The 23,073-nt window shown below is 62.4% G+C and carries 25 protein-coding genes and 1 pseudogene; 19 read left to right on the top strand and 7 right to left on the bottom strand.

The features are described 5' to 3' along the window. Nucleotides 1–32: 32 nt before the first annotated feature. Nucleotides 33–482, bottom strand: coding sequence for an OsmC family protein (locus JC607_RS21395; protein ID WP_198838846.1), 450 nt, complete (start codon nucleotides 480–482; stop codon nucleotides 33–35). Nucleotides 483–512: 30 nt separating this feature from the next. Next, nucleotides 513–884 carry a DsrE family protein gene (locus tag JC607_RS21400; RefSeq protein WP_198838847.1) on the bottom strand — a complete coding sequence of 124 codons (372 nt, stop codon included), beginning with the start codon at nucleotides 882–884 and terminating at the stop codon, nucleotides 513–515. A 224-nt stretch (nucleotides 885–1,108) separates the two neighbouring features. Here JC607_RS21400 and JC607_RS21405 point away from each other — a divergent pair, with 224 nt between their 5' ends. The 9 genes from JC607_RS21405 to JC607_RS21445 all read left to right on the top strand — a co-directional run bounded on the left by JC607_RS21405 (nucleotide 1,109) and on the right by JC607_RS21445 (nucleotide 7,079). Then, on the top strand, nucleotides 1,109–1,771 hold the full coding sequence (locus JC607_RS21405) for a Crp/Fnr family transcriptional regulator (RefSeq protein WP_198838848.1): 663 nt from the start codon (nucleotides 1,109–1,111) through the stop codon (nucleotides 1,769–1,771). Between the two features lie 69 nt (nucleotides 1,772–1,840). Beyond that, nucleotides 1,841–2,053, top strand: coding sequence for a DUF2892 domain-containing protein (locus JC607_RS21410; RefSeq protein WP_198838849.1), 213 nt, complete (start codon nucleotides 1,841–1,843; stop codon nucleotides 2,051–2,053). Then, entirely contained in the window at nucleotides 2,050–2,478 is a 429-nt protein-coding gene (locus JC607_RS21415) for a YeeE/YedE family protein (protein WP_198838850.1), read from the top strand. Before JC607_RS21410 ends, JC607_RS21415 begins: the two co-directional genes overlap by 4 nt. 1 nt (nucleotide 2,479) lies before the next feature. Next, the gene (locus tag JC607_RS21420) at nucleotides 2,480–2,914 is read left to right on the top strand and encodes a DUF6691 family protein (RefSeq protein WP_198838851.1); all 435 of its coding nucleotides are present in this window, start codon (nucleotides 2,480–2,482) and stop codon (nucleotides 2,912–2,914) included. 41 nt (nucleotides 2,915–2,955) lie between these two features. After that, nucleotides 2,956–3,840 (top strand): MBL fold metallo-hydrolase, encoded by an 885-nt coding sequence (locus tag JC607_RS21425; RefSeq protein ID WP_198838852.1) that lies wholly within the window; start codon nucleotides 2,956–2,958, stop codon nucleotides 3,838–3,840. Between the two features lie 13 nt (nucleotides 3,841–3,853). After that, nucleotides 3,854–4,186 (top strand): TIGR01244 family sulfur transferase, encoded by a 333-nt coding sequence (locus JC607_RS21430; protein WP_198838853.1) that lies wholly within the window; start codon nucleotides 3,854–3,856, stop codon nucleotides 4,184–4,186. 66 nt (nucleotides 4,187–4,252) lie between these two features. After that, nucleotides 4,253–5,989: a SulP family inorganic anion transporter gene (locus JC607_RS21435; protein ID WP_198838854.1), complete on the top strand. Its 1,737-nt coding sequence runs from the start codon at nucleotides 4,253–4,255 to the stop codon at nucleotides 5,987–5,989. A 67-nt stretch (nucleotides 5,990–6,056) separates the two neighbouring features. Continuing rightward, complete coding sequence (locus JC607_RS21440; RefSeq protein WP_198838855.1) at nucleotides 6,057–6,491, top strand: hypothetical protein; 435 nt, start codon at nucleotides 6,057–6,059, stop codon at nucleotides 6,489–6,491. Between the two features lie 15 nt (nucleotides 6,492–6,506). After that, nucleotides 6,507–7,079 carry a rhodanese-like domain-containing protein gene (locus JC607_RS21445; protein ID WP_198838856.1) on the top strand — a complete coding sequence of 191 codons (573 nt, stop codon included), beginning with the start codon at nucleotides 6,507–6,509 and terminating at the stop codon, nucleotides 7,077–7,079. A 74-nt stretch (nucleotides 7,080–7,153) separates the two neighbouring features. Here the strand turns inward: JC607_RS21445 and JC607_RS21450 are convergent, their stop codons facing one another. After that, on the bottom strand, nucleotides 7,154–8,056 hold the full coding sequence (locus tag JC607_RS21450) for a LysR substrate-binding domain-containing protein (RefSeq protein ID WP_198838857.1): 903 nt from the start codon (nucleotides 8,054–8,056) through the stop codon (nucleotides 7,154–7,156). A 104-nt stretch (nucleotides 8,057–8,160) separates the two neighbouring features. Here JC607_RS21450 and JC607_RS21455 point away from each other — a divergent pair, with 104 nt between their 5' ends. The 9 genes from JC607_RS21455 to JC607_RS21495 all read left to right on the top strand — a co-directional run bounded on the left by JC607_RS21455 (nucleotide 8,161) and on the right by JC607_RS21495 (nucleotide 18,345). Continuing rightward, nucleotides 8,161–8,799, top strand: a complete 639-nt coding sequence (locus JC607_RS21455; RefSeq protein WP_066816245.1) for a peroxiredoxin — start codon at nucleotides 8,161–8,163, stop codon at nucleotides 8,797–8,799. 62 nt (nucleotides 8,800–8,861) lie between these two features. After that, nucleotides 8,862–10,205: a bifunctional sulfur transferase/dioxygenase Blh gene (gene blh, locus JC607_RS21460; protein ID WP_198838858.1), complete on the top strand. Its 1,344-nt coding sequence runs from the start codon at nucleotides 8,862–8,864 to the stop codon at nucleotides 10,203–10,205. Between the two features lie 385 nt (nucleotides 10,206–10,590). Continuing rightward, nucleotides 10,591–12,252, top strand: a complete 1,662-nt coding sequence (gene cydD, locus JC607_RS21465) for a thiol reductant ABC exporter subunit CydD (protein WP_233093072.1) — start codon at nucleotides 10,591–10,593, stop codon at nucleotides 12,250–12,252. Then, the gene (locus JC607_RS21470; protein WP_198838860.1) at nucleotides 12,249–13,937 is read left to right on the top strand and encodes an amino acid ABC transporter ATP-binding/permease protein; all 1,689 of its coding nucleotides are present in this window, start codon (nucleotides 12,249–12,251) and stop codon (nucleotides 13,935–13,937) included. The genes cydD and JC607_RS21470 overlap by 4 nt, the downstream gene beginning before the upstream one ends. A gap of 55 nt (nucleotides 13,938–13,992) precedes the next feature. Further along, nucleotides 13,993–15,570 (top strand): cytochrome ubiquinol oxidase subunit I, encoded by a 1,578-nt coding sequence (locus tag JC607_RS21475; protein ID WP_198838861.1) that lies wholly within the window; start codon nucleotides 13,993–13,995, stop codon nucleotides 15,568–15,570. Between the two features lie 4 nt (nucleotides 15,571–15,574). Further along, nucleotides 15,575–16,726, top strand: a complete 1,152-nt coding sequence (gene cydB / locus JC607_RS21480; protein WP_198838862.1) for a cytochrome d ubiquinol oxidase subunit II — start codon at nucleotides 15,575–15,577, stop codon at nucleotides 16,724–16,726. A gap of 12 nt (nucleotides 16,727–16,738) precedes the next feature. After that, complete coding sequence (cydX, locus tag JC607_RS21485) at nucleotides 16,739–16,879, top strand: cytochrome bd-I oxidase subunit CydX (protein WP_198838863.1); 141 nt, start codon at nucleotides 16,739–16,741, stop codon at nucleotides 16,877–16,879. Nucleotides 16,880–17,134: 255 nt separating this feature from the next. Then, entirely contained in the window at nucleotides 17,135–18,064 is a 930-nt protein-coding gene (locus tag JC607_RS21490) for an SDR family NAD(P)-dependent oxidoreductase (RefSeq protein ID WP_198838864.1), read from the top strand. A 164-nt stretch (nucleotides 18,065–18,228) separates the two neighbouring features. Then, nucleotides 18,229–18,345 carry a DUF454 family protein gene (locus JC607_RS21495; RefSeq protein WP_198838865.1) on the top strand — a complete coding sequence of 39 codons (117 nt, stop codon included), beginning with the start codon at nucleotides 18,229–18,231 and terminating at the stop codon, nucleotides 18,343–18,345. A gap of 92 nt (nucleotides 18,346–18,437) precedes the next feature. Here JC607_RS21495 and JC607_RS21500 read toward each other — a convergent pair. After that, a pseudogene (locus tag JC607_RS21500) lies at nucleotides 18,438–19,388 on the bottom strand (IS481 family transposase). Here JC607_RS21500 and JC607_RS21505 point away from each other — a divergent pair. After that, the gene (locus tag JC607_RS21505; RefSeq protein ID WP_198838866.1) at nucleotides 19,371–20,588 is read left to right on the top strand and encodes a hypothetical protein; all 1,218 of its coding nucleotides are present in this window, start codon (nucleotides 19,371–19,373) and stop codon (nucleotides 20,586–20,588) included. The pseudogene JC607_RS21500 and the gene JC607_RS21505 overlap by 18 nt on opposite strands. Before the next feature lie 209 nt (nucleotides 20,589–20,797). Here the strand turns inward: JC607_RS21505 and JC607_RS21510 are convergent, their stop codons facing one another. The 3 genes from JC607_RS21510 to JC607_RS21520 all read right to left on the bottom strand — a co-directional run bounded on the left by JC607_RS21510 (nucleotide 20,798) and on the right by JC607_RS21520 (nucleotide 22,780). Continuing rightward, entirely contained in the window at nucleotides 20,798–21,361 is a 564-nt protein-coding gene (locus JC607_RS21510; RefSeq protein WP_157971292.1) for a hypothetical protein, read from the bottom strand. Nucleotides 21,362–21,488: 127 nt separating this feature from the next. Beyond that, the gene (locus tag JC607_RS21515) at nucleotides 21,489–22,346 is read right to left on the bottom strand and encodes a hypothetical protein (protein WP_198838867.1); all 858 of its coding nucleotides are present in this window, start codon (nucleotides 22,344–22,346) and stop codon (nucleotides 21,489–21,491) included. After that, the gene (locus JC607_RS21520; protein ID WP_112313472.1) at nucleotides 22,343–22,780 is read right to left on the bottom strand and encodes a hypothetical protein; all 438 of its coding nucleotides are present in this window, start codon (nucleotides 22,778–22,780) and stop codon (nucleotides 22,343–22,345) included. The genes JC607_RS21515 and JC607_RS21520 overlap by 4 nt, the downstream gene beginning before the upstream one ends. Nucleotides 22,781–23,073 lie beyond the last annotated feature (293 nt).

Consider the following 23,073-nt stretch of genomic DNA (forward strand, 5'->3'; position numbering starts at 1 on the left):
CGGGCGGAGGGTGCCCCCCGCCCGCCCTCCCCTCACGCAGCCTCGCGCGTGATGATCTCGGCCTCGCCTTCCAGCAATTTGTGGACCGGGCATTTGTCAGCCATCGCGACCAGAAGCGCGCGGTCCTCGGGGGTCAAATCGCCGATCAGGGTGACGACCCGCTCGAAGGCATGGGGCTTTTCGCCGGTCGGAGCCGGATCGGCGCCCATGCTCATCACCGGCGCGCGCAGGTGGCGCACCTCGACCGACACATCGTCGAGCGTGATTTTCTTGCGACCCGCGACCATGCGGATCGTCATCGTGGTGCAGGCGGCAAGGCCGGCCATCACCAGTTCGAACGGATCGGGGCCGGTGTCCTGCCCGCCATAGGTTCCCGGCTCATCCGCGCCAAGAATGTGGTGGCCCACATTGATATATTGCCCAAAGGGGCCAAAGCCGCTTTCACGGGCCTTCACGACATTGCGTTGCGGAGCATTACTCATGGGATCTGTTCCTTGTCGGGGGAAATGCGTTCAGGTGATCTGCAGCGAGCCTTTGGCAGCCATCATCAGGTCGATCACCTCGGGCGCGGTGACGATCTCGTAGCCGGGCACCATCTGCTCAGTGCTGAACCCGTTATGGATCATGCAGGATTTGCAGATGCCGATCCGGCCACCGCCCGCGATGAATTTCGCCAGCAGATCCGGGACCGGCTCGAAGGGCTTGCCCACGTCGATCCCCGCAGTCGCATCGGGCTGGCCGAGTTCGACCGCTTCGACCATCAAGAGCACCATCGCACTGTGCCCCTTTTGCAGCGCGTTCAGCGACATGGTGAATGCTACGGTGACCTTGGCCGGGTTGGCGCGGCCATCGAACAAGGTTGCGACGAAATCAGCGGATTGCATGGGTCTCTCCTTTAATCCGGGACAGAGCTGGGGCCGGGGCCGGGCAAAATCGCGCCGACCGGGCACCGTTCTTTTTCGAATTGGAACAGGAACCCGCTGCGGGCAAGACTGCCAATCTGCCATGATATGTCGCCAAAGCGACAGACCATCACCGGGCACACCCTGATCGGGCCTGCCCATATTCAGCCGTTCCTGCTAGAATCCTTTTCAACGCAGGAGAGCAGATGGACGACTGGACCGCATATTTCAAAGAAATGGATCAGCTTCCTGCTCCGATGCGCAAATCCCTTCTGCGCAACAGCCGTAAGCTGCAGTTCCCGGTCGGATCGCGCCTGTTCGGGCCGGGGCAGCCCGCAGAGTATCTGCTCCTGCTGGTCTCGGGGAAGCTCAGGGTCACCCAGGTTTCCGACACCGGGCGCGAGGTCGTTCTCTACCGGGTTGGCGCGGGGGAAAGTTGTGTGCTGACCTCGGCCTGCATGCTGGCCTATGACGATCTGGCAACCGAAGGCGTGGCGGAAACCGATATCGAGGCCATCGGCATCCCCCGGTCCACCTTCGACGAGATGATGGCGCTGTCGCCCGACTTCCGCGGCTTCGTCATGCGGGCCTGGTCGAGGCGGGTGACGGATCTGTTGTCGCTGATCGACGATATCGCCTTTCAGCGCATCGACCTGCGGCTTGCCACGCGGCTGCTGGCGCTGGCCGAAGGTGACACCGTCCATGCCACGCATCAGCAACTCGCCGCTGAACTCGGCTCGGCGCGCGAGGTGATCAGCCGGACGCTGTCCGAGTTTCAGCGCCGGGGATGGATCGAACAGGCCCGGGGCGAGGTTCGGCTGATCGACCGGCACGCGCTCGAAAAACTGACGCGGGAGCCGGAACTGTAACCAAGTCACCGACGGGAAGTCGCGGTCGTGGCATCCGCATGCCACGAAACACAGTCCCGAGGTGTCCCGATGATCAAGAATCTTGGCCAACCCGACCGCATCCTGCGCTTGGTGGCCGGAAGTGTCGCAGCCGTGATCGCATGGCTCTACGGGGGCGGCTGGCCGGTGCTCGGCCCCGTGCTTTGGGCCGTGGCGGCCGTATTGATCCTGACCGCAGCCTTTGCCACCTGCCCGGCCTACAGGCTGTTCGGCCTGTCCACCTGCCCGCTGAAAAAGAAATGACCAACTTCAGCCCTCTGACCTCTTTCGCGGGCGGCATGCTGATCGGGCTGGCCGCCGTTCTGCTGATGGCCTTTCACGGCCGCATCTTCGGTGCGACCGGCATCCTGTCCGGCTTGATACGCGGCGGCGATATGCGCGACTGGTCGCTGCGGGCGGCGCTGCTTGCGGGCATGGTGCTGGCACCGGGGTTGGTGCTGCTTGGCACCGGCAACTGGCCCGCGCTGGAGGTGCCGGTATCGATGACCGCGATCATCGGCGGCGGGCTTCTGGTGGGGATCGGCGTCAGCTATGGCGGCGGCTGCACCTCGGGCCATGGCGTCTGCGGCAATGCCCGGTTTTCGCGCCGCTCTATCACCGCGACGCTCAGCTTCATGGCAACCGCATTCCTCACCGTCTATGTCACCCGCCACCTGATCGGAGGTTGAGATGCGCCTGCTTTCCGCACTGCTCATCGGTCTGATATTCGGTATCGGCATTGCCACCTCCGGCATGATCAACCCGGCCAAGGTGCTGAACTTCTTCGACATCGCGGGGAACTGGGACCCGAGCCTCGCCTTTGTCATGGGAGGCGCCCTTGCGGTCGCCATACCGGGATACCGGCTGGTGCTTGTCCGCAAGGCACCCCGGTTCGAGCCGAAATTCCAGCTTCCCGACACGAAGCTGATCGACGTGAAACTGGTTTCCGGCTCCGGCCTTTTCGGCATCGGCTGGGGGATTGCGGGCTTCTGTCCCGGCGGCGCTCTGCCCGCGCTTGGCACACTCCGCCCCGAGGCGCTGGCCTTCGTTGCGTCAATGATCCTAGGCCTCTTCATCGCTCGCGGTCTGAAAGCTCTCGCTGCCCGCTCGCCCCAATCTGCCTGATCGGGCCGCCCGATCCGGCCATCTGATATTCGGAGGATAGCATGTCCTGCAAAGCCGACCTCACCGTGAAACCCGAAGTCATGCCCTTCTTCGATCCGGCCACCAACACCATTTCCTATGTGGTGAAGGATCCCGGATCTGACGCCTGCGCGGTGGTCGATTCCGTGATGGATATCGACTATGCCGCCGGTCGCATCAGCTACGAATCCGCCGATGCCATCATCGCCTTTGTCCGCGAACAGGGGCTGAAGGTCGAATGGCTGATCGAGACCCATGTCCATGCCGACCACCTGTCGGGTGCGCCCTATATCCAGGCGGCGCTTGGCGGCAAGATCGGCATCGGCAGCCAGATCACCGTGGTGCAGGAAACCTTCGGCAAGGTCTTCAACGAAGGCACAGAATTCCAGCGCGACGGCAGCCAGTTCGACCGGCTGTTCAATGACGGCGATACCTATCAGATCGGCGGAATGATGGCTTGCGCCATCCACACCCCGGGCCATACCCCCGCCTGCATGACCCATGTGATGGGCGATGCGGCCTTTGTCGGCGACACGCTCTTCATGCCCGACGGCGGCTCGGCCCGTGCCGATTTCCCGGGCGGCGATGCCGGGGTGCTTTATGACAGCATCCAGAAGGTGCTCGCTCTGCCGCGCGAGACCCGGCTCTTCATGTGCCACGACTATGGCCCGAACGGCCGTGACATCGCCTGGGAAACCACTGTGTGCGAACAGCAGGACCACAATATCCATGTCGGCCAGGGCCGCAGGCGCGAGGACTTCATCGCCATGCGCGAGGCACGCGATGCCACGCTGAAGATGCCGACGCTGATCATTCCCTCGCTTCAGGTCAATATGAAGGCAGGCGAACTGCCGCCCGAGGACGAGAGCGGCAAGCGGTTCCTCAAGGTGCCGCTCGGCGCATTGTAAAGGGCGAGATAGTATGGATATCCAGAAACTCTCGCCCCGGCTCGGGATCTGCGGACAGGTCGAACTGTCGGATATCCCCGAGATCGTCCAGGCGGGCTACGGCCTCCTTGTATGCAACCGTCCAGACGAGGAAGAACGCGGCCAGCCCGGCTTTGCCGAGATCGCAGAAGCAGCTCAGACGGCCGGGCTGGCGACCCTGTATCTGCCCGTCGCCGGGCCCTCCGATTTCGCGCGTCAGGCCCCCGCCATGGCCGAGGCTATGCGAACAGCATCGGGGCCCGTTCTGGCCTACTGCCGGTCCGGTGCCCGATCCTCGATGCTGTGTACCGCCGCAATAGCCCCCTGATCTTGTCTCATCGCCTCGCCCGCGCCTGAAAACGCGCGCGACCTGCCATTGCCGAAAGCGGCCCCCATGCGCCTGTCCCTGACCCGCCATCTGCCCATCCTCGACTGGGGACGGCGCTATTCGAAATCGGATCTGTCTTCCGATCTGACGGCGGCGGTGATCGTCACCATCATGCTGGTGCCGCAATCGCTGGCCTATGCGATGCTGGCGGGCCTGCCGCCGGAGGCGGGGATCTATGCCTCGGTCCTGCCGATCATGCTTTATGCGATCTTCGGCACCAGCCGGGCGCTGGCGGTGGGGCCGGTTGCGGTGGTATCGCTGATGACCGCCTCGGCGGTCGGTCAGGTGGCGGAAAGCGGCACGGCGGGCTATGCGGTGGCCGCACTGACGCTGGCGCTGCTGTCGGGGCTCATGTTGATCGTGCTTGGCCTGCTGCGCTTCGGCTTTCTGGCGAATTTCCTGTCACATCCGGTGATTGCGGGTTTCATCATCGCCTCGGGCCTGCTGATCGCCGCCGGACAGGCGCGGCATATCTTCGGCATCGCGGGTGGTGGCGACGCACTCCCCGAAATCCTGCATCGGCTCTGGCAGCATCTGGCCGAGGCAAACTGGCAAACGCTGGTGATCGGCCTGGCCTCGACCGTCTTTCTGGTCTGGGTGCGCAAGGGGATGAAGCCCGCGCTGAAGCGGCTTGGCGCAGGCGACGGGTTGGCCACGCTGCTGACCCGCGCCGGTCCGGTCTTTGCGATTGTCGTGACCACGGTCACCGTCTGGGCATTCGGACTGCATGAGCAGGGCGTCGCCATTGTCGGCACGATTCCCCAAGGATTGCCGCCCCTCACCCTGCCCGACCTGTCCCCCGGGCTGATCGGAACGCTCGCCCTGCCCGCTGCACTGATCTCGATCATCGGCTTTGTCGAAAGCGTTTCGGTCGCGCAGACCCTTGCCGCAAAAAAGCGCCAGCGCATCGGCCCGGATCAGGAACTGATCGGCCTTGGCGCCGCTAATATCGGAGCGGCTTTTTCCGGCGGTTTTCCGGTGACGGGGGGCTTTGCGCGATCAGTCGTGAATTATGACGCGGGTGCCGCCACCCCTGCCGCCGGCGCTTTCACTGCCATCGGGCTGGCACTGGCCGCGCTGACCCTGACGCCGCTACTCTATTTCCTGCCCCAGGCCACGCTCGCGGCCACGATCATCGTCGCCGTCCTGAGCCTTGTGGATCCGGCGATCCTGCGCCGCACCTGGGCCTATTCGCGGCGCGATTTCGCAAGCGTTGTGGTGACAGTCCTTTCCACGCTTCTGTTCGGAGTCGAGGCCGGGATCTCGACCGGCGTCGCGCTGTCCCTGCTGCTGCACGTCCTGAACACTGCCCGCCCGCATGTGGCCGAGGTCGGCCTAGTGCCCGGCAGCCAGCATTTCCGCAATGTGCTGCGCCACAAGGTCGAAACCCTGCCGGGCGTGCTGATGCTGCGGGTGGATGAGAGCCTTTATTTCGCCAATGCCCGCGCCATCGAGACCCTGGTGCTGGATCGCCTGGCAGCCGACCCCGCCATTCGCGAGGTGGTGCTGATGTGTTCGGCGGTGAATGTGATCGACTTTTCCGCGCTGGAATCCCTTGAGGCGCTGGCCACGGAACTGGCCGCGCAGAAGGTCCGCCTGCATCTGTCGGAAGTGAAAGGCCCGGTCATGGACCGGCTCAAGACCACACATTTTCTGCGCGATCTGAACGGCGAAGTCTTCCTGTCGCAATACGACGCCTGGAAGAGCCTGGCCGCGACAGGCCCAACTGCGAAGGCCGGGTAAACACACTGGATAGCCCAGTCGGCCATCGCAAACCTCCATTGTCACCAACGAGAAAAGGACCGAATCCATGAAAACGACCCTCCTTGCCGCCGCTCTGGCTCTGACCAGCGCAGGCGCGGTCCAGGCTGACGAACCGCACAAACTGGTGACGATCCTGACGGCGCCCGAGGCCCAGACCCAGCTTATGGCGATGGTTCTGACCATGAACGCCGTGGCGCAGGGGGCCGAGGCGAAAATCCTGCTTTGCGGCCCAGCCGGCGATATTGCGCTGAAAGCAGCTCCGGAAACCGCGACAGCAGGCCAGCCCCCGAAAGGCGCAAGCCCGCAAGGCCTTCTGAAGACGATGATCGCGGAAAACGGCGTGCAGGTGCAGGTTTGCGCGATCTATCTGCCGGGCATGGGTGCCGGCCCGGAAGTCCTCATCGACGGCGTGACCGCTGCAGCACCCGACGCCATGGCGAAGGAGCTGATCGACGACGACACGACGGTCATGAGCTTCTGATCCGGAACCATGAATATGAAACAGGTCCTGCCCGCCCTTGGTCTCGCCATCATGTTTCCCTTCGTCGCCCAGGCCCAGGAGAGCGATTCCTACAGCGAAACGAAACTCGGCCTTTACGCAAATGCGACAGAGGCCCATGCCATGATGGAGGCCGATCCTCGCGCCATCCTGATCGATGTCCGCGATCCGTCCGAGCTGATGTTCACCGGCGCCGCCGAAGGACTGGACATCCATGTGCCCTGGATGGTGCTCGATCGTTCCGCATTCAATGCCGAAAAAGGCGTCTGGCCGATGAAGCGCAACGAAGGGTTCGAGGCCAGCGTAAAGGCCCGTCTCGATGCCCTTGGCGTGACACCAGAGGATACCATCATCGTGATGTGCCGCTCGGGTTCGTCACGCAGCGCACCTGCGGCAGATGTGATCAATGCAATGGGCTATACCAAAGTCTGGTCCGTTACCGATGGCTTTGAAGGCGGCACGCTCAAGGAGGGCGCGTCGAAAGGTGTGCGGGCCGTGGACGGCTGGCGCAACTCCGGGCTTCCATGGAGCTATAAGGTGGATCCCGGTATCGCCTGGACGCAGGAATAGCTCTTCGCTTAACCATGCTGCGGCACGGTGTTGCCAAAGACACCCGTGCCGCAGCACCCGCGACAGCAGGAATTTCAGGCCGCGGCCGTTTCCTCGCGCACATTGCGAAGCAGAGCCGCCATCTGCCGGAAGACCGCTGTATGCGGCGATCCAGGACGCCAGGCCAGCACCACCTGGCGCGGACATGCGCCGGGCAGCGGCAAGAGTGCGACACCATGCCCCCGCGTCGCCCCGGCATCCACCGCCAGCTGAGGCAAAAGCGTGATGCCCAGCCCCTCCTCGACCATCGCAACAAGGGTCGGCAGGCTGGTCGCGGCAAATGTTTCATCGGCGTGGAGCGCGATCCCCGGAAAAGCCGAGAGCGCGTGGCGCTGCAAACAATGGCCCCGCTCAAGCAACAACAGCGGCGTGCGGGACAGATCTTCAGGCTCTGCCTGACCCTTGGCCGCCAGCGCATGTTTCTCGCTGACAGCCAGTTGGTATCCATCCTGAAACAACGGCTCAACCACCGCATCGCCCAGATCATGGGGAAGCGCGACCAGAATCAGGTCAAGCCGTCCCTCGGCCAGCCCGGCGGCAAGGCTGTCGGTCAGTTCCTCACGCAGGAATATCCGCAGATCAGGCCAGCGGCGGCGGATCGCGGGCAAGGCGCGGGGCAGCAGGAATGGCCCCAGCGTCGGGATCGCCCCCAGACGGACCTCCCCCTGAAAGGCGCCGCTGTGCTGGCGCGCCGCAGCCTCGATATCCTTGACCTCTGCCAGTATCCGGCGGGCACGCGCGGCAATATCTTCGCCCGCTGGGGTCAGCATGACCGATTGCCGTGTGCGCTCGGCCAGCACAACACCAAGGCGCCCCTCAAGTTCCTTCAACCCGGTCGAAAGCGTCGGCTGCGTCACGTTGCAGACCTCGGCCGCGCGCGAGAAGTTCAGCGTATCGGCAAGCGCGGTCAGAAAGCGAAGCTGGCGAAGGCTGGGCATGTTATTGAAAATCCCGATTACGCTTAGTCATATAATCAATTTCATATATATGTGTAAACCTACTACCTCTTGGTCATCGCAAACACGAACCCAGAGGTTTCCAGATGACCGACGCCCCCGCCCTGCCGCGGCTGAATGAACCGGCCCCCGATTTCGACGCGCCCACCACCCATGGCCGCAAGAAGCTGGCCGATTTCCGCGGGAAATGGCTGGTGCTGTTCTCGCACCCGGCGGATTTCACCCCGGTCTGCACCACCGAATTCATCGGCTTCGCAAAATTGCAGGAACAGTTCGCCGCGATCGACACGCAACTGATCGGCCTGTCGATCGACAGCACCCACTCGCACATCGCCTGGACGCGCAACATCAAGCAGAATTTCGGCACCGAGATCGGCTTTCCGATCATTGCCGATCTCAGCATGAAGGTCGCCCATGACTATGGCATGATCATGCCAGGCGCTTCGGACACGGCTGCGGTGCGGGCCACATTCGTGATCGACCCTGAGGGCGTGCTGCGTGCGATGCTCTACTATCCGATGAATGCGGGCCGGTCTGTGGCGGAAATCCATCGCCTCGTCGTCGCCCTGCAGACGGCCGACACCAATGCCTGCGCCATGCCCGAAGCCTGGGTACCCGGCCAGCCGGTCATCGTGCCGCCCCCGAAAACCCCGGAAGAGGCCGAAGCGCGCGCCGCCGAGGGTTACAATACGGTCGACTGGTATTTCTCGACCCGCACTCTCTGAACATCAAGGCAGGGGTATCATGCCCCTTCCCTACCTGATCTGCGCTGCGAAAGTCCGCCTTCATGACACCGATCCGTATCACAGACAGCTTCTTCATCACCGGCCAGATCCGGGCTGCGGATATGCCCCAGCTTGCCGCGATGGGGTTTGTCGCCATTCTCAACAACCGCCCCGATGGAGAGGAAGCCGACCAGCCCGATCATGAAACCATGCGTCAGGCGGCGGCGGCCGTCGGCATGGGTTATCTCTGGCTGCCGGTGACCGGCTCCACCATCAATGGCGAGGTGGTGGAGACGTTTCGCTCCATGCTCGACGCCGCTTCGGGACCGGTACTCGCGCATTGCCGCTCCGGCGCGCGGTCCTTCACCCTTTGGGCCATCGGCGAGGTGCTGGTCGGTCGGATGAGCTCCGAAGACCTGGCCGAGTTCGCGCAGGTCAGGGGATGCGACGCAAGCGCAGCGCTGAACTGGCTCGTGCATGATGCCCAGGCAAAGGGCCAAACTCTTCCACGAAAGGAACCTCAGATGTCCAGCAAACCCGAAGTGACCGGTTTCTTCGATCCGCGCACCTGGTCGGTGCAATATGTCGTGGCCGACCCGGCAACGAAGGACTGCGCGATCATCGACCCGGTCTATGACTACGACGAGAAATCCGGCCAGACCGGAACGCAACACGCCGACGAGATCCTGCGCTTCGTCTCTGACAAAGGCTATCGCGTGCAATGGATCCTCGACACCCACCCCCATGCCGATCATTTTTCTGCCGCGCAATACCTGAAGGAAAAGACCGGCGCGCCCACCGCCATCGGCGAGAAGGTGGTCGAGGTGCAGAAGCTATGGAAAGGCTTCTACAACTGGCCGGATTTCCCCGAGGACGGTCGCCAGTGGGACAGGCTCTTTGCCGATGGCGATACGTTCATGGTCGGGACGATTCCTGCGCGTATCATGTTTTCGCCCGGGCATACGCTGGCCTCGATCACCTATGTGATCGGTGACGCTGCATTTGTCCACGATACGCTATTCCAGCCTGACAGCGGCACGGCACGGGCCGATTTTCCCGGTGGAAATTCGAAGGTCCTGTGGGACTCGATTCAGGCGATCCTCGCCTTGCCTGACAAGACCCGCATCTTCACTGGTCATGACTATCAACCCGGCGGGCGGGAACCACAGTGGGAGTCGACCGTGGCCGAACAGAAGGCCGAGAATATCCATATGGCGAAATACCGGACCGAGGCAGAATTCGTAGCCGTTCGCGATGCGCGCGATGCAACCCTGCCGATGCCGAAGCTGATCCTGCATGCTTTGCAGGTGAACATGAACGGTGGCCGATTGCCCGAACCGGAGTCCAATGGCAGGCGATATATCAAGCTGCCGCTCGACGTGCTGACCGGCGCGAATTGGGGGTAGATCATCCCTGTAAAGCAACACCGCCAAGACCCGCCGCCGTTTTGAATAGCTGCGGAGTTGATCACTCCGCAGCTATAGAATGCCGTTGCGCGCGGCCTGGAATACTCGGGGAGGAATTTCGAACCGGACCCGGAAGATCTGTAAGCAAATTCACTCCAGCGCCAGATTACCAGTCCTGATTGCAATTCCTGCCGCCGCGCGATTCGGGCCGACAACATGCCGCGCGTCACCCTGCCACGTCGCCGTGGCGGGTCAGAACGATACCTTGTCGCCTTGATCCCTGAAATGATCAGCCCGCATCCACTAATATACTTTCAAAAGTGCATGGTGCCAAACTGCGCCTTGCCAGAGAAACGAGATGCCCCGTCAGACCCGAAATGACCATATGGCACAGAAGGCAGACCGGCCCGATATAGCGGACCTTTTGCCGACGATGGCCGCGCTGGCATGGCTACCTCAGGCTGCCTTGCTTGCCGTTGCGATTGCGGCGGTGGCGAAGGGCGCGGCACTGGTGGAGATCGCGGGATTCGCCGCCCTTGCGGCATTTCTCGGTATCTTGCGGGCGCTGATCACCTCCGCCAGTGAGCGTGCAAGCTTTCTCAGGGCGCGCGAGACGGTGACGGCCCTGCGCAATGCAGCCGTTCTGGCTCTGGCGTCGCGCTCCCCTCTGGATGCCACGCGCACAGCTTCGGGCGAGGCCGCCAGCATGATCGCCGAACAGGCCGAAAGCATCACGCCATGGCTCGCGCGGTTCGGGCCGACACGCGTCAAGGCGGTCGTCATCCCTTTGGCGATTTTCCTGACAATCCTGCCGCTCTCCTGGGCGGCAGCGCTGGTCCTTCTGATCGCATTGCCCGTGATCCCGGTCTTCATGGCGCTGATCGGCTGGCGCGCGCAGGCGGCCAGCAAGGCGCAACTGGTCGAGGTCGGCGCGATGAACGCCTTTCTGCTGGACCGGTTGCGCGGGCTGGCCACGATCCGGGGGCTGGGCGCGGTTGATCGGGTGGCGGAACGCGTCGGGGAGGAAGCGCAATCCCTGCGGGTCCGCACCATGGCAGTGCTGCGCATCGCCTTCATGACCTCGGCGGTGCTCGAGCTTTTCGCCGCACTCGGTGTCGCCATGGTCGCGGTCTATGTCGGCTTTCACCTGCTGGGGGACCTGGATTTCGGCGCCTGGGGCGGCAAGCTCGGGCTGGCGCAGGGCATGTTCATCCTGCTGCTGGCGCCTGCGTTTTTCGAGCCGATGCGCGAATTGTCGGCCATCTGGCATGACAGGGCGGCGGGCCAGGCGGCGCATGAAAACCTGTTGCGGCTGGCGCAGGAAGGCCACCGGCTGCCCGAGGCCGGCCAAGTCTCCGCTCCGCTTCCCGCAGACAGGCTTGCGATCGGCCCGGCGGTTGTTGTCAGGGGCCTGACCTTTGACCACACCGGACCCGACCTCCTTTTCCCGGAGGGGCTGGGCTTTACCGTCAACCACGGCGAACATGTCGCCCTTCTCGGGCCCAGCGGGGCTGGCAAGACCACGATCCTGTCGTTGATCGCGGGGCTGGCGATGCCGAAAGCCGGCCGGATCGAGGTTTTCGGGCAGGAGCTGCGCCCCGAGACCGTCCTGCCCCTGCGCGCGCGGATGGCATGGATCGGGCAGAACCCGCATATCTTCGCCGGATCGCTTGCCGCCAATGTCACCCTGGGCCGCAGCGGCATTGATGATGATACCATCGCCCGCGCATTGGCCGCGCTGCGGCTGGACCATGTGGCGCGCGCGCGCGGAAGCGCCCCGATCGGCGAAGGTGGCGCCGGTCTTTCGGGTGGCGAAGCCCTGCGGCTGGCCCTGGCAAGGATCGCCGTCACGCCGCAGGCGGAGCTGATCCTTGCGGATGAACCCACCGCCCACCTTGATCCCGTCACCGCGGGCAAGATCACCGACGCCCTGCTACGGCTTGCGCGGGGGCGTACTCTGATTGTCGCAACCCATGACCCGCGCCTCGCCGCGCGATTGGATCGCAGCATCCGTCTGGCCCCTCTGGCAGGGAGGGCAGCGGCATGAAGCGCGTCCTGAATGATTTCCGGCCCTTCCTTGGCCTGTTCTGCGCGAGTACCGGCCGGAAACTGCTGGGAGGTGCCGCGCTGGCCGCCCTGACCGGGCTGATGGGCATGGCGCTTCTGGGCCTGTCGGGCTGGTTCATCACCGCGACCGCGCTTGCGGGGCTGGTGCCCGCCACGGCCAGGGCCTTCGATGTCTTCATGCCCTCGGCAGCGATCCGGCTCTTTGCGCTTGGCCGCACGGCGGCGCGCTATGGCGAAAGGCTGGTGACCCATGATGCAACGCTCGGCCTGCTGGCCGCGTTGCGCGGGCGGCTCTTTCGCGGCTGGTCGGCGCCGGGCGCGGCAAGGGCACTGGCGATGCGCCCGGCCCGCCTGCTGTTTCGGCTGACCGCCGATGTCGATGCGCTCGATACTGTTTATCTGCGCGTGCTGGTGCCGCTTGGCACCACCCTCGTGGCGACGCTGGCTGCGGGGATCGCGCTGGCCTTCATCAGCCCGGCTCTGGGGGTCGCGGTCTTTGCGGTGCTGATGCTGACCGGAACTTTCGTCGCGGGGATCACTGCGCGCAGCGCCACCCCCGCAACCCTGCGCCGCGCCGCCCGGATCGAGACCTTGCGCGCGCGCGTCATCGACCTTGCCAGCGGCCAGACCGACCTGCTGATGGCGGGACGGATCCCTGCGCAAAGGGCCGCGCTGGCAGAGGTGGACGCAAGGCTTGCCGCCGACGACCACCGCCTCAACCGGATCGAGGCTCGGGCAGGTCTGGCCCATGGCCTGCTTGCGGCGGTGTTGCCTGCGCTGGTGCTGGTGGCGGCGGCAGCAATCGCCGCCGGGGAGCATATCGGCGCACCGGGTGTCGCGCTTGCCCTCCTCATCACCATGGCCGCAACCGAGCCTTTTGCCGCCCTGCGGCGCGGCGCGCTGGATTTTGCGCGCGCCCGTCTTGCCGCAAGACGCACCGGGCCTGCGCTACTCTGCGCCGCCTTTCCTGTCAGCGCCGAACCCGCCCCCGGTCTCGCAGCGGAATTGCATCACGTCACGCTGCGCCACGATGCGGCCCTTGCGCCGATCCTGCGGGATCTGTCGCTTTCGGTCCGGGAGGGCGAGCATATCGCGCTGATCGGGCCAAGCGGTGTCGGCAAGACCAGCGTGATCCAGTGCCTTGCCGGTGATCTGCCGCCCACGGCGGGAAGCGTCCGCGTCACCGCCACTGCGCGGCTGACACAGCGCACCGAACTGTTCCGTGACGGCCTGCGCGAAAATCTTCGCCTCGGCGCCCCCATGGCAAGCGACGCGCAGATGATGGCCGTTCTGGCGCAGGCCGGGCTGGAAAGCATCATCCATGCGCTCCCTAGTGGCCTCGACACAGAACTCGGCGATGGCGGCCAGGGTCTGTCGGGGGGACAGGCGCGGCGGCTGGCCCTTGCCCGGCTGATGCTGCGCGATGTGCCGCTCTGGCTTCTGGACGAGCCGACCGAGGGGCTGGACGGAGAGACCGCCCGCGATGTTCTGGCCCGGCTGCGCCATGCCGCAGGCAATCGCGCCACGATCACCGCCACCCATATCCGACGCGAAGCGGAAGATGCCGACCGCCTGCTGATCCTGGGGGATGGCGGGATCAAGGCCAGCCATATCCGGGGCAGCCCGGGATTTGAGGCCGCATTGAACGACCTGCGCCCTGACTGAACCGCCCATCATGGGCAAAACAGCTCCATCCACCCGCAGACGCAAAGGCAGCAAGATGGAATTCGACGTTGTAACCCTGTCGCGGCTTCAGTTCGCTTTGACCGCGCTTTACCATTTTCTCTTCGTGCCCCTCACTCTTGGCCTTTCCGTGCTGCTGGCGGCGATGGAGACAGTCTATGTGATGACGGGCCGCCCGATCTGGCGCCAGATGACCAAATTCTGGGGCACATTGTTCGGGATCAATTTCGTGCTGGGCGTCGCCACCGGCATCGTGATGGAATTCCAGTTCGGCATGAACTGGAGCTATTACAGCCATTATGTCGGCGATATCTTCGGCGCGCCGCTCGCCATCGAAGGGCTGATGGCCTTCTTCCTTGAGGCCACCTTCGTCGGGCTGTTCTTTTTCGGCTGGGACAAGATGTCGAAGGTCGGGCATCTCTTCGCCACCTATGCCGTGGCGATCGGCTCGAACTTCTCTGCCTTGTGGATCCTGATCGCCAATGGCTGGATGCAGCATCCGGTGGGCGCGACATTCAACCCCGACACCATGCGGATGGAAGTGACCGATTTCTTCGAGGTGCTCTTCAACCCGGTCGCCCAGGCCCGCTTTGTCCATACCGTCTCGGCGGGCTATCTGACCGCCTCGGTCTTCGTTCTGGGCGTCTCGGCCTGGTATCTGCTGAAGGGTCGGCACATCGCCATCGCCAAACGCTCGATGACCATCGCGGCCTCGTTCGGCCTGCTGGCCTCGGTCTCGGTCGTGGTTCTGGGGGATGAGGGCGGCTATCTGGCCTCGGAACACCAGAAGATGAAACTCGCCGCCATCGAGGGCATGTGGAATACCGAGCCGGCGCCGGCCTCCTTCACCCTGTTCGGCATTCCCGACATGGAGGAGCGCACGACCCATTATGCGGTCCACATCCCCTGGGTCATGGGACTGATCGGGACCCGTTCGCTGACGACCGAAATCCCCGGCATCGAGGAGTTGGAAGCCCATGCCGAAACCCGGATCCGCAACGGCATCCTTGCCTATGATGCGCTGCAGGATTACCGGGCCGCGCCCTCGCGCGAGGCAGTGCCTCCCGAGGCCGTCACGGCCTTCGACGAACACGGCCACGATCTCGGCTATGCGCTGCTTTTGACGAAGTATGTCGAGGATCCGCGCGAGGCGACTGAGGCGCAGATCAAGGCCGCAGCGTGGGATACGGTGCCGCATGTTCCGACGCTGTTCTGGTCCTTCCGCCTCATGGTCGCGATCGGCTTCTTCAACGTCGCGTTGATGGGCTTTTTCGTGGTGCTTTCGGCGCGCCGCAAGCTGGGCGTCAGCCGCTGGCCGCTGAAGATCGCGGTGGCCTCGCTGGCGCTGCCATGGATCGCCGCCGAACTCGGCTGGATCACCGCCGAATTCGGGCGCCAACCCTGGGCGGTCGAGGGCGTTCTGCCCACGGTCGCCGCTGTTTCCGAACTGACCGTGCCGACCCTCTGGCTGACGATCATCGGCTTCACGCTGATCTATTCGGTGCTGATCGTGATCGAGGTCCGGCTGATGCTGGAGGCGATCCGCAAGGGGCCGCAGCCCGATCACGACCCGGAAATGCCCCTTGCCCCCAAACCCCTTGTTGCAGCGGAGTGACGCCATGATCCTGCATGAACTCATCGACTACGGCACGTTGCGCGTCATCTGGTGGCTGCTGCTCGGCGTATTGCTGATCGGCTTTGCCGTGATGGACGGCTTCGACCTTGGGGTGGGGATGCTTTTGCCCTTCGCCGGCAAGACCGATATGGAACGGCGCATCGTCATCAACACCATCGGCCCGGTCTGGGAGGGCAACCAGGTCTGGCTGATCCTCGGCGGCGGGGCGATCTTTGCCGCCTGGCCGCCGCTTTATGCGGTCAGTTTCTCGGGCTTCTACCTTGCGATGTTTGCTATCCTCGCCGCGCTGATCCTGCGCCCGGTCGGGTTCAAGTATCGCTCGAAACGCGAAGGCGCACGCTGGCGGAGGAACTGGGACTGGGCGCTGTTCGTAGGTGGCTTCGTCCCGGCGCTGATCTTCGGTGTCGCTGTCGGCAATGTGCTGCAAGGGGTGCCGTTCCGGCTCGGCTCCGACCTGCGGATCTTCTATGACGGCAGCTTCTTCGGCCTCCTGAACCCCTTCGCGCTGCTGTGCGGCCTGTTGTCGGTCGCCATGCTGGCGATGCACGGGGCGAACTGGCTGGTGCTGAAATCCTCGGGGCCGGTTGCGGCACGGGCGCGGTCCTTCGCCCGGATCGCGGCCCTTGCCACCATCGGGCTCTATGCACTTGGCGGGTTGGCCCTTTGGCTCTTTGTCGATGGTTACCGCATCACCAGCGTGATCGACCCGTCCGGCCCGTCCAACCCGCTGGCAAAAACCGTCGAGACCTCGGCAGGCGGCTGGTTTGCGAACTACGCCACCCATCCCTGGATGCTGCTGGCCCCCGCCCTTGGCTTCGTCGGCGCGCTTCTGGTGTTGTGGGGGCTGCGCTCGGGACGCGAGATCGGAACGCTGTTGTTCTCGAAGCTTTCGATCTTCGGGATCATCTCGTCGGTCGGGCTGTCGATGTTTCCGTTCATCCTGCCCTCGACAGTGCAGCCCGGGGCCAGCCTGACGGTCTGGGACGCATCCTCCAGCCATCTGACGCTCTTCATCATGCTCTTTGTCACCGTAATCTTCTTGCCTCTGATCGCCGCCTACACGGCCTGGGCCTACAAACTGCTCTGGGGCAAGGTCGAGGAAGACGACATCACAGGTGGCGGTCACGCCTACTGAAAGGGAACAGAAATGTGGTATTTTGCCTGGATCCTCGGTCTGCCGCTCGCAGTCTGCTTCGCGGTTCTGAACGCAATGTGGTACGAAATGCTGGAAGACGACGATCAACACAGCCAAGCGAAATCGGTTTCCCCCAAGCAAAGCCAATCCTAAGTTGGAACCGATGCACCGTTTCTATCTAAAAAGCACAATCATGATTTGCGGCGCAATGAAAGCAACTCTCTCTCGTTCGGATCTCATCTTCGCACAGCTCAGCAGAAAACTCGACTAGCGCATCCCCCTGAACGTGTGGGGGACCACCGATCCAGGCGATCCACAATCAGGTGAGAAAGATATACTCAGGCGCATGCAAACAGTGGTGGCACGCAATATTTGCGTCACCCCAACCCAACCAAAGGAGAAGTCTACATGGGTAAGCTAAACGATAAAGTTGTCGTGGTGACGGGCTCGGTCTCTGCGATCCCGGGATATGATTCCATTGGATCGGCAACCATTCGCGAAGCTCTGGCAGAAGGGGCTGCGGGAGTCGTCATCTCCGATATCAACGACGAACTGGGCGAAGCCTTCGCGAAAAGCCTGAACGAACAACATGGCACCGGACGGGCTCTTTATGTCCATACAGATGTAAGAGACCCGAAGGATGTCGAAAAGCTGTTCGATATCACCGAAAAGACCTATGGCCGCGTCGATGCTGTTATGGCCAATGCCGGGGTGGCAACGGCCGAGGACTTCGACAAGGATCCGGAAGCTGTCCTGAAATCCCGTAAGTTCATTCAAAGCATTAATGAGGACGGAGTTTTCCACACCGCCCTCTACGGTTCGCGTCTGATGATCAAGCACGGGACGAAAGGCTCCATCGTGCTGGTATCCAGTATTCACGGTGTCGTCGGTCGCCCCAAGGTCGTGAACCCGGACACGGGCGATGTGCTAATCGATCGCTTCAACTTGATTCAATACACGATGGGCAAGCATGGCGTCGTCGGCCTGTCCAAGGCCTTGGCTCTTCAACTGGCGGAATATGGCATTCGCGTTAATACGGTGAACCCGGGCTATATCATGACTCCCCTGTTTCAGGCTGCGGTCAATGCCGATAAGGGCGAGTTGGCAAAAGAGAAGACGCTGGCAACAGATGCTTTCGACTTCACCCAACTGGCGGCACTGCACCCGCTCTGCAACGACCCGGTAGAACAGGCCGATATCGTTCCACGGGGCAAGTTTGGTGGTCGCATGGGCGTTCCTGTCGAAATTGCCAAGCCCGCAGTCTTCCTGATGTCGGACGAATCTTCCTTTGTTACAGGCCAGAAGCTTGTAATTGACGGGGGGTATACGGCAGGCTGAGATCGCCTTGTGGGAGGCTCCCACACTGGCTCGCTGCATCGCCGGGGTCGAAGTCGCCTTCGCCCGGGTGCGCGCGCTGGTGACCGAACATCTGAGATGACCATGTCCCCCGGCACGACCGCTGTCACCGCAGGTCGGGCGAGCTTACTCGTGCCGGGGTTCTCATGGTCACGCGCGGCTTCATCGGGGCCTTCCTGCCACTGATGTCGACCACGATCTTCCTGATCCTTGCCACAGGCTGCTTTGCTCAGTCGGGTATCTGGAATGCCATCACAAGGTGATCAAACCGGCAAACCCTGCCAACGACAATACATGATTAATCACAACTATTTGAAAATATTGCGCCCTGGGACACAGCCCTCTTAAGCTTCGCTTAGGTGTTTAGTCCCGGCATCTGGTGGATCGGATTTACGATGAATCGATCTGGCTCTGATGTCCAGATTTTGCAGATGTATTCGTAGGGCGTGAGGCCGTTCAGGGTCTTGAGCCTGCGCGCGAAGTTGTAGGCGGACATGAAGTCCTTAAGATGCGTCCGCAGTTGATCATGGCTGTCGTAGTGGAAGCGTTTGACGGTGGCCTCCTTGATCGTGCGGTTCATCCGTTCGACCTAGCCATTGGTCCAGGGGTGTTTCACCTTGGTCAGCCGGTGATCAATGTCGTGTTCACGGCATACGCGCCCGAAGATGTGCTCGAAAGCGCTGGTATCGACGCTGCGATTTGCGAACTGCACTCCATTGTCGGTTAACACCTTGTGGATCGGGTATGGCGCAGCTGCGATCAGGTCGCGCAGAAACTGGGCTGCAGCCATCTTCCCTGCCTTTTGGACGAGGCGAATGAAGGCAAACTTGCTGGTTCTGTCAATCGCGACAAAGAGATAGAGCTTCCCTTCGGCGGTCTGCATCTCGGCAATATCGATGTGAAAGAAGCCGATAGGATAGCGCTTGAACGTCGACCGTTTCGGTTTGTCGCCATCCACTTCGGGCAGTCGAGAGATGCCGTGGCGCTGAAGGCACCGATGCAGCGCTGAGCGTGTCAGGTGCGGGATGGACGGCTGCAGGGCATAAAGGCAGTCGTCCAGCGGTAGCAGTGTATGGCGCCGAAAAGCAACGACGGCCGCCTCCTCGGCCTCCGTCAGGATCGTCGAACGCGGCTCCGACGGCCCGGTCTTCATATCCTCGACCGTCGCGCGCTTGCGCCACTTCGCAACGGTCTTGGGATTGATACCCAGCTCACGGCTCAACTGCGCGAGCGAAGCTTGCGATCGCTGTATTGCTGCTCTGACGGCGTGCGTGGTCGTGGCGCTGCCATGACGAATTTGTCCCATAGGGCATCCTTCCATTCCAGAGAAAGGATCGCACCATCAAACCGTGGGATCAAACACCTAAAGGCTATCGACAATAGATTTGCGTTCCTTGGATATATCGAAAGCTCTGCCCTCGATGACGCCGTAAATGATACCAGAACGGATTTCTCGCTGTCGGAAGATGAAGTTGACAGCATCGTCGATCAAGCGAAAGAGCGCGTTAAGAATTTTCTCGCACCCGAACTCGCCGAGATACGAGAGAAGCAGACCGGAATTGTCGCCGCGCTGCGCATCGAGCACCCCCGTTTCTTGAGTATTCAAGGAACTGACGACGAAATCGCGGAGACCCTTCATTACGGCACAAACCGGAAAGAGGACATCTTCGTCGAAATGTCCCGTCAGTCACTACGGCAATATGAGCGCCGCAAGAACGCTTTCAAAAGGTCAATTGAGAAGAACCTGCCTGATGTGGAGGCGAAAGCGAAAGAGTATGTCGCAGAGTTAAAGCAAGAGTCCGTGTCATCGCTTGCCGAATACGTCATGAAGCGTAAGCTGGTTCTCGACGTGTTCGAAGAAAGTTTAAAATTTAAGCCTGATACCGACCAAGAATCCGAATATGAAGACGTTCTCCACGACATAATCTGCCCTTTGAAATCCACTTCCTCGGATTTGGACTATGACGACCACAATTTGTGGATCGTAGACGATCGGCTGGCGTTCTACTCGTATTTCAATTCTGACACTCGCATGGAAAGACAGGTGTCAGATCCTGCTCACCCGAAGGATAGGCCGGACGTCTCTGTTTTCGACCTTGGCCTTGCCTTCGAAAATGAAGACAAATCGTCCCCCATCACCATCGTGGAGTTCAAGCGCCCGAAAATTGACAACTACACGTTGGAGAAAAACCCCATAACGCAAGTCCGAAAGTATGTTGAAGACATGCGAAAGGCCGGTGAAGCGATCAAGTACGACGGGACCCCTATCCGCTCTATCGAAGAAACTACGCCGTTCATGTGTCACATCATCGCGGATGTAACGCCGAGGCTGCGTGATGTGATGAAGGCTCTCGGGAACTTCCACCGAAGGGCGGGCTCAAACACCTACTATTCGTGGGATTCTTCCTATTCGATTTTCATAGAGGTTTCGTCTTTCAAAGACATTCTCGAGTCCGCCAAGTCGCGCAATCGAGCGTTCTTCGAACGTATCGGGATTTCAGTATGACTGCGTCTGCTTCCTGCGGTTAGCTGCCGCTCCTCTTAGGCACAACGGACGTCCGCTTCCCGCCTTTTGATCGATCTGATAGCACTTGATGGAGGCGGGGCTACGAGCATTTGAAGCAGCAGATCCGCCCACGAAGCTGGGGGCATTATCCTTGGCGACCTCCAGCAGCTCATCGAAGCAATGGATCGTGATCCCGATAATTTAAGGAATCACGCAGCCCTCCGCTGCAGAAGCGCGAGCTGTGCAGCATCGCGCCAGAACGGATCGACCAGGCGCCCTTCGGTCGCGGCAGCCTGCCTGCGCAAACCACTGGCTTCGGCATGTCTGCCCAAATCGGTGAGATGCTGCGCTTCAGCCCGCTGGCGGCAGGCCAGGGTAACCACCGCCCGCGCTTCAGTATCGCTGGCGACGGGCTGGCACCAGGTCACGTGCCGGTTTGAGACTTCGCCAGCGAGCACCAACCCATGTTCCGCATCAAGCACCGCGATCATCTGCGGCGTGAAGCCGAGCGCCGGATCATCGCCACAGGCAACGTCGCCGCTTCCAAGGCGCGTTGACACCAGCATCATCGCATCCACAAGGCTGTCACAGGTGCCGAGATCGACGCTGCGCTCGAAGGCCCACTGCTCGAGCTCGGGATCGAGATAGCGCGCCTCGCCGGAACAGCTTACGGTCAGAGGATAGCGCTGCGCCAATTGAAGCTGCGCAAGGGCCTGGCTGATCAGCACCCGCCCGGCGGATCGAAACCGTTCAGTTGAACCAGAATAGGTCATCGCGGTGTCTCCACGACGGGCAGCGGAAGCCTCTCTCCCACCTCATGACCCGTCGCTTTACCCCGTCCCAGCTCTCCCTCCCTGCCGCGCAGCAGACGCGCGCGGCCGAGGTTGTCGGCATGGCTGGTCAACCATCGCCATCAGTCAGACCTTGATGCCGCGCGGGATCGACCACGAACCCGAACAAACCGGGTTCATATTCGGCCGAAGGGATGAGGAAGCCATAGCGCTCGATGCCCGGTCCGCGCTTCCCGCCCGGTGTCGCGACCGTTTCCACAAAGCCGGGAAAGCGATCCGAACTGACCGCCGCGATCACGATCCAGTCCCGTGCATGCTGGCGCTCGAAGGTCTGGCGATCCCGTTCCCGGGATTCGCCGGCCTGGAGGGCGCGACCATGTATGGCCTCCCAGGCCTCTGGCCAGTGATTGCGCAGCGTCTCATCAGCCAGGCGGCGTTCATAGGCTGTGAACAGTTCCGGCAGCGCCTGCGCGACCGCCGCCCATTCAGCGTCCTCCTCGTAGAACCCGGAGGAGGAACGCAGCAGCGGATGCACGCGGGCATTCTGCTCTGGCGCAAGCTGAATCCCGCCATGCCCGGCGGTGGAATGGCAGAGGACGCCTTCTCCATAGATCGTCGCGCCCTGCGATGGACCCCACGGCGTATTGGCCCGAGAGGCGATCTCACGGCGCCCGAGTGCCACGCGCTCACGTTGGTGTTCGGCACTCTCCGCGACCAGCGCCCGAAACGCGGCCTCATCCGCCACATCGCCGGAATGGCCGTAGAAGTCCCCACGCTTCCATGTGTCCAGCGGGCGAGTAAGTCGCCAGCCCGTCGCCAGGAAATGCCGCCCCTGCCGTGTCGGCACCATGGCGAAGGCGGTGTCGCCGACACGGGCGACCAGCAGGCCGTCGGCGCTGCGCCCAAATTCGATAACGGGCAGATGCCAGGAGGGAGAAGCGGGGGTGATCGGGACCGTGGTGTTCATCCTGCGACCGCCTCCACGGCGTCGATGTCCGTGCCATTCAGAACGGCGTTCAGCCATTCATGCGTGCTGATCCAGCCGATGCTCTTGCGTGCGCCAAGGTCGATGACATGCGCCCCGCCACCGAAAGCCTCGACCCTGGGGCGAGAACAGGTATTGGCATAGTCGAACCCCCAGAGGCCGGTGAGGTTCAGCTCTTCGGCAAGGCGCAGCACGAAGTTGATGACGCCCTCGACGTCGCCCTGATCATCATCATGGATCCAGAGTTGCGAGCCGCTCGGCCCGTCTTGCTGGACAAGATCGAAGCCGTTGAACGCAAGCTCGTCGGCATCCGCCTCTTCGGCGCGCAGGCGGTGGAACAGCGCCATCGCCTTGGCGGCATTCTCAGGCGAACCCGCATCGAGCAGGCAAGAGAAATGGGTGAAGTAGTCGGCCATGACAGGCTCCTTGTCAGAAATGGAAAGCCCGGCGCGAGGCCGGGCCTGGTCGGGATTACGGAGGGAAACGGTCAGATGACCGAGGACGTGGCGGCCGCATGGGCGGCCAGCATCTGGCGGTAGAAACGCCGCCGGGCGAGCCTGAGGCCAGGATCCTTGCGGATAGTGGGATGGAAGGCGCGGGCAGCGGCGCGCAGAACTGTGAACGCGGTAGGGCCTAAAGTCGGCAAGGATCAGTTTCGAGGCATCGATTATGTGGACAGGATGCCGACGGTGGCGTTTTGCCCTATGCT

Origin of the sequence: Paracoccus sp. IB05 (assembly GCF_016405985.1) — a bacterium.
Classification (GTDB): domain Bacteria; phylum Pseudomonadota; class Alphaproteobacteria; order Rhodobacterales; family Rhodobacteraceae; genus Pseudogemmobacter.